This window comes from Pseudomonas sp. S5D5, from assembly GCF_003013355.1.
GTDB classification, from domain to species: domain Bacteria; phylum Pseudomonadota; class Gammaproteobacteria; order Pseudomonadales; family Pseudomonadaceae; genus Aquipseudomonas; species Aquipseudomonas aylmerensis.
Genome location: NZ_PTEO01000001.1, coordinates 6,933,444 through 6,944,534 on the forward strand (window position 1 = coordinate 6,933,444; position 11,091 = coordinate 6,944,534).

Annotated in this window: 11 protein-coding genes and 2 pseudogenes; 8 read left to right on the forward strand and 5 right to left on the reverse strand. The window is 61.7% G+C overall.

Going from position 1 to position 11,091, the window contains the following annotated elements; all coding sequences use genetic code 11:
* The first annotated feature begins 56 nt into the window (after window positions 1-56).
* The gene (locus tag C9990_RS31715) at window positions 57-1,268 is read left to right on the forward strand and encodes an N-acetylmuramoyl-L-alanine amidase (RefSeq protein WP_106802248.1); all 1,212 of its coding nucleotides are present in this window, start codon (window positions 57-59) and stop codon (window positions 1,266-1,268) included.
* Here the strand turns inward: C9990_RS31715 and C9990_RS31720 are convergent.
* Window positions 1,265-1,633 (reverse strand): glutamine synthetase, encoded by a 369-nt coding sequence (locus C9990_RS31720; protein WP_065902616.1) that lies wholly within the window; start codon window positions 1,631-1,633, stop codon window positions 1,265-1,267. The two genes, C9990_RS31715 and C9990_RS31720, sit on opposite strands and share 4 nt — an antisense overlap.
* Window positions 1,634-1,758: 125 nt before the next feature.
* Between C9990_RS31720 and dksA the strand changes: the two genes are divergently transcribed.
* The 4 genes from dksA to C9990_RS31740 are packed head-to-tail and all read left to right on the forward strand — an operon-like array spanning window position 1,759 to window position 5,049.
* On the forward strand, window positions 1,759-2,163 hold the full coding sequence (gene dksA / locus C9990_RS31725; RefSeq protein WP_106802249.1) for an RNA polymerase-binding protein DksA: 405 nt from the start codon (window positions 1,759-1,761) through the stop codon (window positions 2,161-2,163).
* A 26-nt stretch (window positions 2,164-2,189) separates the two neighbouring features.
* A complete protein-coding gene (gene zigA, locus C9990_RS31730; RefSeq protein WP_106802250.1) occupies window positions 2,190-3,398 on the forward strand; it encodes a zinc metallochaperone GTPase ZigA in 1,209 nt (402 codons plus the stop codon).
* Entirely contained in the window at window positions 3,398-4,042 is a 645-nt protein-coding gene (locus tag C9990_RS31735; protein ID WP_106802251.1) for a DUF1826 domain-containing protein, read from the forward strand. Before zigA ends, C9990_RS31735 begins: the two co-directional genes overlap by 1 nt.
* A gap of 44 nt (window positions 4,043-4,086) precedes the next feature.
* A complete protein-coding gene (locus C9990_RS31740; RefSeq protein WP_106802252.1) occupies window positions 4,087-5,049 on the forward strand; it encodes a GTP-binding protein in 963 nt (320 codons plus the stop codon).
* On the opposite strand, the gene C9990_RS31745 is transcribed toward C9990_RS31740, so the two are convergent.
* The gene (locus tag C9990_RS31745; RefSeq protein ID WP_106802253.1) at window positions 5,043-5,438 is read right to left on the reverse strand and encodes a DUF3301 domain-containing protein; all 396 of its coding nucleotides are present in this window, start codon (window positions 5,436-5,438) and stop codon (window positions 5,043-5,045) included. The genes C9990_RS31740 and C9990_RS31745 overlap by 7 nt on opposite strands.
* A 117-nt stretch (window positions 5,439-5,555) precedes the next feature.
* On the opposite strand from C9990_RS31745, the gene pdxY reads away from it, so the two are divergent.
* A complete protein-coding gene (gene pdxY / locus C9990_RS31750; RefSeq protein WP_106802254.1) occupies window positions 5,556-6,428 on the forward strand; it encodes a pyridoxal kinase PdxY in 873 nt (290 codons plus the stop codon).
* An 82-nt stretch (window positions 6,429-6,510) separates the two neighbouring features.
* Window positions 6,511-7,542, forward strand: coding sequence for a hypothetical protein (locus C9990_RS31755; RefSeq protein WP_106802255.1), 1,032 nt, complete (start codon window positions 6,511-6,513; stop codon window positions 7,540-7,542).
* Between the two features lie 21 nt (window positions 7,543-7,563).
* On the opposite strand, the gene C9990_RS31760 is transcribed toward C9990_RS31755, so the two are convergent.
* Window positions 7,564-8,046 carry an acyl-CoA thioesterase gene (locus tag C9990_RS31760; RefSeq protein WP_065902603.1) on the reverse strand — a complete coding sequence of 161 codons (483 nt, stop codon included), beginning with the start codon at window positions 8,044-8,046 and terminating at the stop codon, window positions 7,564-7,566.
* Between the two features lie 291 nt (window positions 8,047-8,337).
* On the opposite strand from C9990_RS31760, the pseudogene C9990_RS31765 reads away from it, so the two are divergent.
* Window positions 8,338-10,100 (forward strand): annotated as a pseudogene (locus C9990_RS31765) (cation:proton antiporter).
* 79 nt (window positions 10,101-10,179) lie between these two features.
* Here the strand turns inward: C9990_RS31765 and C9990_RS31770 are convergent.
* Together C9990_RS31770 and C9990_RS31775 are read right to left on the reverse strand one after the other, a co-directional pair.
* A pseudogene (locus C9990_RS31770) lies at window positions 10,180-10,586 on the reverse strand (SMI1/KNR4 family protein).
* Window positions 10,587-10,722: 136 nt separating this feature from the next.
* The coding region (locus C9990_RS31775; protein WP_177410361.1) for a Tim44 domain-containing protein at window positions 10,723-11,091 on the reverse strand (369 nt) is incomplete at its 5' end.

The following is an 11,091-nucleotide window of genomic DNA, read 5'->3' on the forward strand; positions in this document are numbered from 1 at the left end:
CCAGCCTTTTTTCAGTCATGTCGAGCAGGGACGCTCCTTTATTTGCGGTATTTGTCATGCACAGACGTCAGCTCCTAAACCTGCTTCTGGCCAGCCCGCTGTTCACCTTGCCTTTCACCGCGTCGGCCACGCAGATTCGCAATGCGCGCCTGTGGCGCTCGGACGACAAGCTACGGCTGGTGTTCGACCTCAGCGGGCCGGTGCAATACAAAACCTTTTCGTTGAGCGCACCCGAGCGCCTGATCATTGACCTCAGCGGCGCGGGGCTCAGTGGGGATTTCTCCCAGTTGATGCTCAAGGGCAGCGGGATCACGTCGATTCGCTCCGGGCATTTCGGCAAGGGCGATACGCGGATCGTGCTCGACCTGGCCGCGCCGATGCAGCTCAACAGCTTTTTGTTGCCGCCCCAGGACGGCCAAGGGCACCGGCTGGTGCTGGACCTGACCGGCGCCACCCATGCGCCGCGCCAGATCGCGGCGCAGCCTGCGCCGTTGGTGGCACCGGTGGACAAGGCTCATCCCAAGCGCGACATCATCGTGGTGGTCGACCCCGGCCACGGCGGCAAGGACCCCGGCGCCGTCGGCTCCAAAGGCCAGCGTGAGAAAGACGTGGTGCTGTCCATCGCCCAGCTGTTGGCCAAGCGGCTGAAGCGCGAGAAGGGCTTCGATGTGAAGCTGGTGCGCAATGACGACTTTTTCGTGCCGCTGCGCAAACGCGTGGAAATTGCCCACAAGCACAACGCCGACATGTTCATCTCGGTGCACGCGGATGCCGCACCACGGATTACCGCGTCGGGCGCTTCGGTGTATGCCTTGTCCGAAGGCGGCGCCACGTCCGCGACCGCGCGCTTCATGGCGCAACGTGAAAACGGCGCCGACCTGCTCGGCGCCACCAGCCTGCTGAACCTCAAGGACAAGGACCCGATGCTGGCCGGGGTGATCCTGGACATGTCGATGAACGCCACCATCGCTTCCAGCCTGCAACTGGGCAACTCGATCCTGGGCAGCCTGGAAGGCATCACCTCGTTGCATCAGAAACGTGTAGAGCAGGCCGGCTTCGCGGTGCTCAAGTCACCGGACGTGCCGTCGATCCTGGTGGAAACCGGGTTCATCTCGAATGCGCGGGACAGTGCGCGACTGGTCACCGCGCGTCATCAACAGGCGGTTGCCGATGGCCTGTTCGAAGGTTTGAAGAAGTACTTCCAGAAGAACCCGCCGATGAACAGCTACATGGCCTGGGTGCAGGAACAGAAGGATGCCCAGGCCTAGCAGCCGGTTATCCGGCTGCAGGTGAACTTGGCGCTGGCGCCACCCGAACTGGAGAACCGGTTGAGGGTGGTCCAGCCCACGCGCCGTGTGTAGCCCACCCACGCCTCACCGTCCGAGGCCAATCCGGTAAAGAACGTCAGCTGCCCATAGCGGCTGTTGGTCTGTGCCCAATAGCGTTTGCCGATCACCTCGAAGCCGCGCAGGTACGTGGTGCTGCCGACCGTTGCCACGCTGTAGGCATTGCCCAGCGGGTCGACACACGCCAGCAGGTTGGCGCTGCGCGTGCAGTTGGCCAGCAGGCTCGGTGTCTGCGCGCAGGCCGGGCCTGCCGCTGCCAATAACAGGGCGCACCACAGATATTTCATAGGGCTTCTCGGGGCAGGGAGGGTTCCAGCATTGCGCCCTTCGTCGTGACGAGCAAGGGGGATTGGCTTATTTGTATTGTTATACTATAACATTAAACCACAGCCTGACCCGTGAACCGCTCCCCATGACTGAACAAGACCTCCTGGCCCAGCCACACGCCGACTACATGAATGAAGCCCAGCAAGGCTTCTTCCGTGCGCTGTTGCTGGTCCAGCGCAATGAACTGCAAGCGCGTATCGATGCCGAGTTCCAGCAGCTGCGCGAGCAGGAAACCAACAGTGATCCCGCCGATGTGGGCAGCGCCGAAGAGCAGCGCCAGTGGCAGCTGCGCCTGCTGGAGCGGGAAAAAAAGCTCCTGGACAAGATCGACGACGCCCTCGAACTGCTGGCCCGTGGCGAATACGGCTGGTGCCGCGAAACGGGCGAGCCCATCGGCCTGCAACGCCTGCTGCTGCGTCCTACCGCCACACTGTGTATCGAAGCCAAAGAACGTGAAGAGCTGCGCGAACGCCATAAACGGGCGATTTGACCGGCCACCCTGATGAGGAATACCTGATGCCCAATCGTCTCCCCGTTACCGTGTTGTCCGGCTTTCTCGGCGCCGGTAAAAGCACGCTGCTCAACTACGTCCTGCGCAACCGCGACAACCTGCGCGTGGCCGTGATCGTCAATGACATGAGCGAAATCAATATCGACGGCAGCGAGGTGCAGCGCGACGTCACTCTCAACCGGTCCGAAGAAAAACTGGTGGAGATGAGCAACGGCTGCATCTGCTGCACCTTGAGGGAAGACTTGCTCGAGGAGGTCGGAAAACTCGCCAAGGAAGGTCGCTTCGATTACCTGCTGATCGAATCCACCGGCATTTCCGAGCCGTTGCCCGTGGCCGAAACGTTTACCTTCCGCGACGAAAACGAGCAAAGCCTGGCCGACATCGCGCGCCTGGACACCATGGTCACCGTGGTTGATGGCATGAATTTCCTGCTCGACTACCAGGCCGCCGAAAGCCTGGCTTCACGCGGCGAAACCCTTGGCGAGGAAGACGAGCGCTCGATCACCGACCTGCTGATCGAGCAGATCGAATTCGCCGACGTGATCCTGATCAGCAAGATCGACCTGATCAGCAGCCGTGAGCGTGAGGAGCTGATGGCGATTCTCGAGCGCCTGAACGCCCAGGCGGAAATCATCCCGATGGTCATGGGCGAAGTGCCGCTGCACAAGATCCTCAATACCGGCCGTTTCGACTTCGAACGTGCAGCGCAGGCCCCGGGGTGGCTGCAGGAATTGCGCGGTGAGCATGTGCCGGAAACCGAAGAGTACGGCATCGCCTCCACCGCCTATCGCGCGCGCCGTCCGTTGCATCCGCAGCGCTTTTTCGACTTTATCGACCGCCCATGGGTCAACGGCAAACTGCTGCGCTCCAAGGGCTTCTTCTGGCTGGCCAGCAAGCACCAGGACGCGGGCAGCTGGTCCCAGGCCGGCGGCCTGATGCGGCACGGCTTTGCCGGTCGCTGGTGGCGTTTCGTGCCAAAAAGCCAGTGGCCCCAGGATGAAGAAAGCGTCGCGGCGATCATGGGTAACTGGCAATTGAGCACTGGCGATTGCCGTCAGGAACTGGTGTTTATCGGGCAGAACATCGACTTCGCGCGCCTGCGTGCCGAGCTCGATGCCTGCTTGCTCACCGACGAAGAACTGGCCTTGGGCGTCGACGGTTGGCGCTTGCTGGACGATCCCTTTGGCCCTTGGTATGACGAGGCGGCCGCCTGATGCTGGCCCCGGTTATTCCGCTGCGCCCGGTGATCCGCCAGACCCGCGGCGAAACCCCGCTGGCGCTGTCCGACATCCTCGAAGACGGCGTCAACCTGGCGCTGTGGCAGCGCCAGCTGCCGCTGCACATTGCCGAGTTCGGCGCGTTGCTGGTGGCGCTCAATGAGCCGTTGGCCGATTCGCTGGTCGTGGAGTTGAGCCGCGAAGACGCCGCGCCGAACTTGCAGGGCCTGGCGTCCAGTTGTCGCGATCTTGAAGGCTATGAAGGTTTTATCGCTGATGTGGCGTGGCTGGTCAGCGCGTTTGCCTGCCTGCTGGGTGCCAAGCGAATCGGTGTGCGCCTGCGCCTGTTGGACAAGGCCATGTGCCCGCGCTTTCACGTGGACCATGTGCCGGTGCGGCTGATCACCACCTATGCCGGGATCGGCAGCCAATGGTTGCGCGAAGGTGTGATGGACCGTCGCCTGCTGAGCCGGCCGGAGGCCGAGCCTACCGAGCGAATCGAGCAGATTCACTGCGGCGAGGTGGCCTTGCTCAAGGGCACGAAATGGCATGGCAATGAAGGTCATGGCCTGATCCATCGCTCGCCCGCCCTGAAGATGGATGAACGCCGCTTGATCCTGACGCTGGATTGGCTGGCATAACCGCGTAGGATCTAGCGTTCTACACGGTCTGAATGAAGCGTCTCATGCTGCAGAACATTCCCACCCACGTGATTGCCGGACCTTTGGGCGCCGGCAAGACCAGCCTGATCAAGCACCTGCTCGCGCAACGCCCGGCCAACGAGCGTTGGGCGGTATTGATCAACGAGTTCGGGCAGATCGGCCTGGACGCTGCGCTGCTGACCCAGGATGACGACGGCATTGCCTTGGGCGAAGTCGCCGGTGGCTGCTTGTGCTGTGTGAATGGTGCACCGTTCCAGGTAGGCCTGGGCCGTCTGCTGCGGAAGGCCAAGCCGGATCGGCTGTTTATCGAGCCCTCCGGCCTGGGGCACCCGGCGCAGTTGCTCAAGCAATTGCGCCAGGCGCCGTGGCAGAACGTGCTGGCGGTTCAGCCCTGCGTGCTGGTACTCGATGCCCAAGCCCTGGCGGCGGGTAAACCGTTGCCACCGGCGCAGCAGGAAACGCTGGCCAGTGCCGGGCTATTGGTATTGAACAAGGATGAGATGCTGGATGCCGTGCAGCGCCAGGCTGTCGAACGGCAGTTGCCGGATTGCCCGGTGTACTGGACCCGCCAGGCCCAGTTACCACTGCAGCAGCTACCCGGATTAAGCGCACAGGCCGCCGCCGCGGTGGATAACTTCGCCGTGCCCGAGGGGCTCGCGCAACTGCCGGCGATCTGGAACGATCCCACGCTACCGATTTGCTTGAGCCAGGCCCAGGAAGGCGGTTGGAGTATTGGCTGGCGCTGGCACCCGAGTCAGCAATTCGATGCCGTGCGGGTATCCGGATGGCTGGAAAGCCTGGAATGGCGCCGCGCCAAGCTGGTTATCCACAGCGCCGAAGGCTGGATGTCCGCCAACGCCGTGGATAACGCTTCGCTTGCCTGGCAACCCAGTGAATGGCGCCGCGACTCGCGGATCGAATTGATTTTCAGCGCACCACAGGACGTGGCCGCGTTGCAGATGGCGCTCGCGGCCTGCCGTCAGTGACGATTCTTGGCCGCGTGGTCCTCGCGCCATTGGCTCAGCTCAATCACATCGGCACTGGGCAATGGCGTCTTGATCTCGAACGGGTAGGGCGCCAGTTCGATCTGCGCGCTGTGGGCGCCGAACTGGGTGATCGTCCCCGGATGGCGGGTCTCGCCGGTGACGGTGAATTCGAAATTGTAGATGCGCGCCAGGCGTCGCCGACCACTGGCATCCTTCACAAAACCGATGCGCTTGAGCGCCACCGCACCGTCGAGCAGCTCGATATCGAGCTTGGCGCAATGCTGCTTGACCCGTTCCAGCGCCCGCTCGCGCAGGCCGTGGTTGTGCCACACCCAGGCGGCAGCGGTCGCCAGCAGCATCAACACGAAGATGTTTCCCAGGGTCAGCATGCAAAGAACTCCAACAAAGTGAGAGCAGCTTAACTGTGTCGCCGGTCTGTCGTACAGGCTGCGTTTAGTCGCATACTGCGCGGCCAGAATTTCAATGGCTTTACGGAAATCTCCCGCATGAAACGCACACCTCATCTGCTTGCGATCCAGTCTCATGTGGTCTTTGGCCACGCCGGAAACAGCGCTGCCGTGTTCCCCATGCAGCGGGTCGGGGTGAATGTCTGGCCGCTGAACACCGTGCAGTTCTCCAACCACACCCAGTATGGCCAATGGGCGGGAGAAGTGTTGGCGCCGCAGCAGATTCCGGCGCTGGTGGAAGGCATTGCCGCGATCGGCGAGCTGGGCAACTGCGACGCGGTATTGTCCGGTTACCTGGGCAGTGCGGACCAGGGGCGCGCGATCCTCACCGGTGTGGCGCGCATCAAGGCCATCAACCCCAAGGCCCTGTACCTGTGCGACCCGGTGATGGGGCATCCGGAAAAAGGCTGCATCGTGCCGCAGGAAGTCAGCGATTTCCTGCTGGAAGAAGCGGCGGCGATGGCCGACTTCCTGTGCCCCAACCAGCTGGAACTGGACAGTTTTGCCGGACGCAAGCCGCAATCACTGTTCGATTGCCTGGCCATGGCCAAGGCGTTGCTGGCGCGCGGGCCGAAGGCGGTACTGGTCAAGCACCTGGATTACCCCGGCAAGTTGCCGGATGGCTTCGAGATGCTGCTGGTGACCGCTGATGGCAGCTGGCACCTGCGCCGGCCGCTGCTGGCGTTTCCGCGCCAGCCGGTGGGCGTCGGCGACCTGACCTCCGGGCTGTTCCTGGCGCGTGTGCTGCTCGGCGACAGCCTGTTGGCGGCCTTCGAATTCACGGCGGCGGCAGTGCATGAAGTGCTGCTCGAAACCCAGGCCTGCGCCAGTTACGAATTGGAGCTGGTGCGCGCCCAGGACCGCATCGCCCATCCGCGTGTACGCTTCGAGGCCACGCCCATCGGGTTGTAGGCCTCCGCCGGATTGAGCCAGGCCAAGAGCGTCCGGTATTATCGGGCGCTTCTTGTCCCCCTGTGCTTTTCAAGGAAGATCCATGTCGCCATCCCTTAGGGTTTTCTCCGCGCTCAGCCTGGCCTCGCTGCTCAGTGCCTGCAGTGTCAACGGCAGCTACCCGGACGCCACCGAACCTGATGCGGCGAAGCTGCGCTTTATCTCCAACACACAGAACTCCACGCTCGATCTCTTCGATGCGCAGCACTGCGCAGGCCGTACCACCGGCATGCTCAACAACTTCATGATGGCCGATACCCGGCGCCGCGCCGACATGAGCGTGCCGCCGCCACCGAAAACCCGTGGCCTGCTGGAAGTGAAGTTGCCCGCCGGCCAGCCGCTTTTTGTGCGACTCAACACCAACGGCGGCTCCTACGTATGCGCCAAGGCGTTCAATTTCACGCCCGAAGCCGGCAAGGAATATGAAGTGACCTTCGACGTCGACGGGAGCAACTGCATTACCACGTTCCGTCGCCTGTCACGGTTCAATGGCAAAGACGCGCGTACGCCACTGCCAATGTTCGAAACCCCGTTGCTGGCATGCGCAGGCAGCACGCCGATGTTCCCCAGGCAGCTGCCCGAAACCGCCCAGCGCACAGCGTTGATCAACACCATCGTCGACACCAACGTGCAGCTGTTCAAAATGATGAACCCTGATACGCCGGCCGAAGCACCGACGACCGCCAAAGCCCTTGAGGAGCAGATTGCCAAGCGCAAGGTGGCGATGGGATCGTTTACGTTGCCGCAGGATTACTGGGCTCAATATCGCCAGAACTACGCACTGTTGAATGAAGAGGCTGCAGCCCAGCAGACACGCACGCTGGGGTTCTATAAGGAGGTTTATCGCTTCCGGCTCACGCTTATCGAGGACGCGGTGCTGCAACAGTGGCTGAACCCGACGGACCTCGGCACGCGCGAGCGGGTCAAGGCCAACGACAAGATGATGACCACGTACTACACCAATACACGCACGTCAGTGATGATCGAGGTGCTCAACCATCACATGGAGCGCATGAGCCAGTTGGACCAGCGCTTTGATGTCTGTGCCCACTACGACAAGTGCTGGCACCTGTAGGCGTGGGCGCGCTCGCGCTTACTAGGCGTCTGCCTTGATCTCCTGGTAGCGCTTCTCCAGCTCCTGGCGAATCTGCCGACGCTGCTGGGCCTGCACGAACCGGCGCTTGTCTTCGCTGTTGTGGGGCTGCAGTGGTGGCACGGCGGCGGGTTTGCGCTGGTCGTCCACGGCCACCATGGTGAAGAAGCAGCTGTTGGTATGGCGCACCGAGCGTTCGCGGATGTTCTCGGTGACCACCTTGATGCCCACTTCCATCGACGTGTTGCCGGTGTAGTTGACCGAGGCGAGGAAGGTCACCAATTCGCCGACATGGATCGGTTCGCGAAAGATCACCTGGTCGACCGACAACGTGACCACATAGCGACCGGCATAACGGCTCGCGCAGGCGTAGGCCACTTCGTCGAGGTACTTGAGCAGGGTGCCGCCGTGGACATTGCCTGAGAAGTTGGCCATGTCAGGGGTCATCAATACCGTCATCGACAGCTGGGCGTTTCCGGGTTCCATAGCACACTCACGGGTTGTAGGCATTGGTTGGGGGGCACCTCTGCGGGTGCTGGAATCTTTGCAGCGCCATCCTTTACGGGACGCCGGTGGGCGGCTTGCCGTCACGCGTGCACCGATCTGTTTCCATATATTGCACCGGCTTTCCGGCGGAAGTCGCGGTGTTAACCTTCAAAAGCCCATCTCAGGGCATTTCTTACGATCAAGGCAGACTCTTCCTCTCGCTCTTTGCGACCGTTCAAAGGCGCGGACGGATGCAGGAAGAGCGCCAGTACCCTCAAGGAGCCCCTCGCCATGCACGCCATCAGCTTTATCCAGGACCTGGCCGTGATCATGTTGGTGGCCGGGGTTGTCACCATCCTGTTTCACCGCCTCAAGCAACCCGTGGTGCTGGGGTACATCGTCGCCGGCTTCATCATCGGCCCCCATACGCCGCCTTTCGGCCTGATCCACGACGAAGACACCATCAAGACCCTCGCCGAGCTGGGGGTGATCTTCCTGATGTTCTGCCTGGGCCTGGAATTCAGTCTGCGCAAGCTGTTCAAGGTCGGTGCCACGGCGTTTATCGCGGCGTTCCTGGAAATCATCCTGATGATCTGGATCGGCTACGAGATCGGCCGCTGGTTCGACTGGAATACCATGGACTCGCTGTTCCTCGGCGCAATCCTGGCGATCTCCTCGACCACCATCATCGTCAAGGCACTCAATGACCTGAAGATGAAGAACCAGCGCTTCGCCCAGCTGATTTTTGGCGTGCTGATCGTGGAAGACATCCTCGGGATCGGCATCATTGCCTTGCTGTCGAGCATTGCCGTCAGTGGCACGGTCAGCTCCGGCGAGGTGTTCTCCACGGTCGGCAAGCTCTCGCTGTTCATGATCGTCGCACTGGTCATCGGCATTTTGCTGGTGCCGCGCCTGCTGGCCTACGTAGCTAAGTTTGAAAGCAACGAAATGCTGCTGATCACCGTACTCGGCCTGTGTTTCGGCTTCTGCCTGCTGGTGGTCAAGCTGGAATACAGCATGGTGCTGGGCGCGTTCCTGATTGGCGCGATCATGGCCGAATCGCGCCAGTTGATTAAGATCGAACGCCTGATCGAGCCGGTTCGCGACATGTTCAGCGCCATCTTCTTCGTCGCCATTGGCTTGATGATCGACCCGCAGATCCTGCTGCAATACGCCTGGCCGATTGCGGTAATCACCGTGGCGGTGGTGCTGGGCAAGATGCTGTCCTGCGGCCTGGGCGCGTTTATCGCCGGCAATGATGGCCGGACCTCACTGCGCGTAGGCATGGGCCTGTCACAGATTGGCGAGTTTTCCTTCATCATCGCCGCGCTTGGGATGACCTTGCAGGTGACCAGCGACTTCCTGTACCCGGTGGCGGTTGCCGTTTCGGCGATCACCACGTTGCTCACGCCGTACCTGATTCGCGGTGCCGACCCGTTGTCGTTGAAGATTGCCGCCGTGATGCCCAAGCGCCTGAGCCGGGTGTTTGGCCTGTATGGCGAGTGGCTGCGCAGTATCCAGCCGCAGGGTGAGGGTGCGATGCTGGCGTCGATGATTCGCAAGATTATCCTGCAAGTGGGGGTGAACCTGGCGCTGGTGGTGGCGATCTTCTTCGCCGGCAGTTACTTCGCGGCGCGCATTGGCGGGTATCTGGAGGGGTGGATCAGTGATCCAAGCTGGCAGAAGGCATTGATCTGGGGTGGGGCGCTGCTGTTGTCGCTGCCGTTCCTGATTGCGGCTTACCGCAAGCTCAAGGCGTTGTCGATGTTGCTGGCAGAGATGAGCGTGAAGCCGGAAATGGCCGGGCGGCACACCCAGCGTGTACGACGCGTGATCGCCGAGCTGATCCCGCTGTTGTCGCTGCTGGTGATCTTCCTGCTATTGGCGGCCTTGTCGGCCAGCATTCTGCGACCAACAAGTTGCTGGTGCTGATCGCCGTCGTCACGGCCGCAGTGGCGGCCGTGCTCTGGCGGTGGTTCATCCGCGTGCATACGCGCATGCAGGTCGCCTTGCTGGAGACCCTGGATAACCACAAGGACACGCCGGAGCATTGAGAGCAACGGTGGCGAGCTTGCTTGCGCTGGGCTGCGCAGCAGCCCTGAACAGTGATCTCGCCACACACGCCTTGTGGGATCAGCTTTCCAGCCAGACGTCCCGTGCCCAGTGCCACACCGATTCCCAGGTTTCTTCGGTGACGAGTTCTTCTTCGCCGGACCACAGCACCACGGTGCCGTCTTCTTCGACGCAGTAGTAGTCGTCACCGTCCTGGCAGATCGGGATCATGCTGCGATCAACGCCGGCATCCCAGGCGTTGGCGGCCACGTCGGGCAGGTAGGTGTGGGATTGCGGGTCGGTGACGGTCACCGGCTCCAGGCTGCCGTAGACCACGTCGCTGACGGTCAGCAGGAATTCGCGGAACACAAACGGATGTCGATGAACAGTTGTTCCTCGATTTCCACCAGTTGGTCTTCGTCAGGCAGTTCCAGAGGAACCGGGACCGGTTCGTTGGCTTCACGCAATTGTTCGATGATTTCTTCCACGGCCGGGATCCTCTTGCTAGATGGCGCGGTTTATAGGGGCGTTTTATACAGTAGCTCGCTATAAGTGCAACCGTGAAATAGAAAACCCCGGACAGGTCCGGGGTTTTTTGTTACGGCTTGCTCAAGCGCGCGGGTATCAGCCGTTCTGGCGGATACCGGCGACCAGCCAAGGCTGGTTGTCGCCTTGGGCGCGTTCCATGTTCCAGCTTTCGCTGAACACTTCGCCCTGGTCGAAACGCGAGGTCTTCGACACACCGCTGAAGGTCAGGGTGGCGATGGTCTTGTCGGCGCGGTCATCCACACCTTCCAGCTGTACGCGCAGGTCGTCGATGTAGGTCGACTGGAAGGCGTCGCCCAGGTCGGCGCGTTCGCGTTTGAGGAACTCCAGCAGTTGTGGGGTCACGAACTCGGAGATCTTGTCCATTTCGTTGGCGTCCCAGTGCTGCTGCAGGGACTGGAAGTGGCTGCGGGCCGCTTCGACGAAACGCTCTTCGTTGAACCACGC

Coding starts and splice junctions, on each gene's coding strand:
- C9990_RS31715 (WP_106802248.1), top strand. CDS start 57: ATGCACAGACGTCAGCTCCTAAACCTGCTTCTGGCCAGCCCGCTGTTC.
- C9990_RS31720 (WP_065902616.1), bottom strand. CDS start 1,633: ATGAAATATCTGTGGTGCGCCCTGTTATTGGCAGCGGCAGGCCCGGCC.
- dksA (WP_106802249.1), top strand. CDS start 1,759: ATGACTGAACAAGACCTCCTGGCCCAGCCACACGCCGACTACATGAAT.
- zigA (WP_106802250.1), top strand. CDS start 2,190: ATGCCCAATCGTCTCCCCGTTACCGTGTTGTCCGGCTTTCTCGGCGCC.
- C9990_RS31735 (WP_106802251.1), top strand. CDS start 3,398: ATGCTGGCCCCGGTTATTCCGCTGCGCCCGGTGATCCGCCAGACCCGC.
- C9990_RS31740 (WP_106802252.1), top strand. CDS start 4,087: ATGCTGCAGAACATTCCCACCCACGTGATTGCCGGACCTTTGGGCGCC.
- C9990_RS31745 (WP_106802253.1), bottom strand. CDS start 5,438: ATGCTGACCCTGGGAAACATCTTCGTGTTGATGCTGCTGGCGACCGCT.
- pdxY (WP_106802254.1), top strand. CDS start 5,556: ATGAAACGCACACCTCATCTGCTTGCGATCCAGTCTCATGTGGTCTTT.
- C9990_RS31755 (WP_106802255.1), top strand. CDS start 6,511: ATGTCGCCATCCCTTAGGGTTTTCTCCGCGCTCAGCCTGGCCTCGCTG.
- C9990_RS31760 (WP_065902603.1), bottom strand. CDS start 8,046: ATGGAACCCGGAAACGCCCAGCTGTCGATGACGGTATTGATGACCCCT.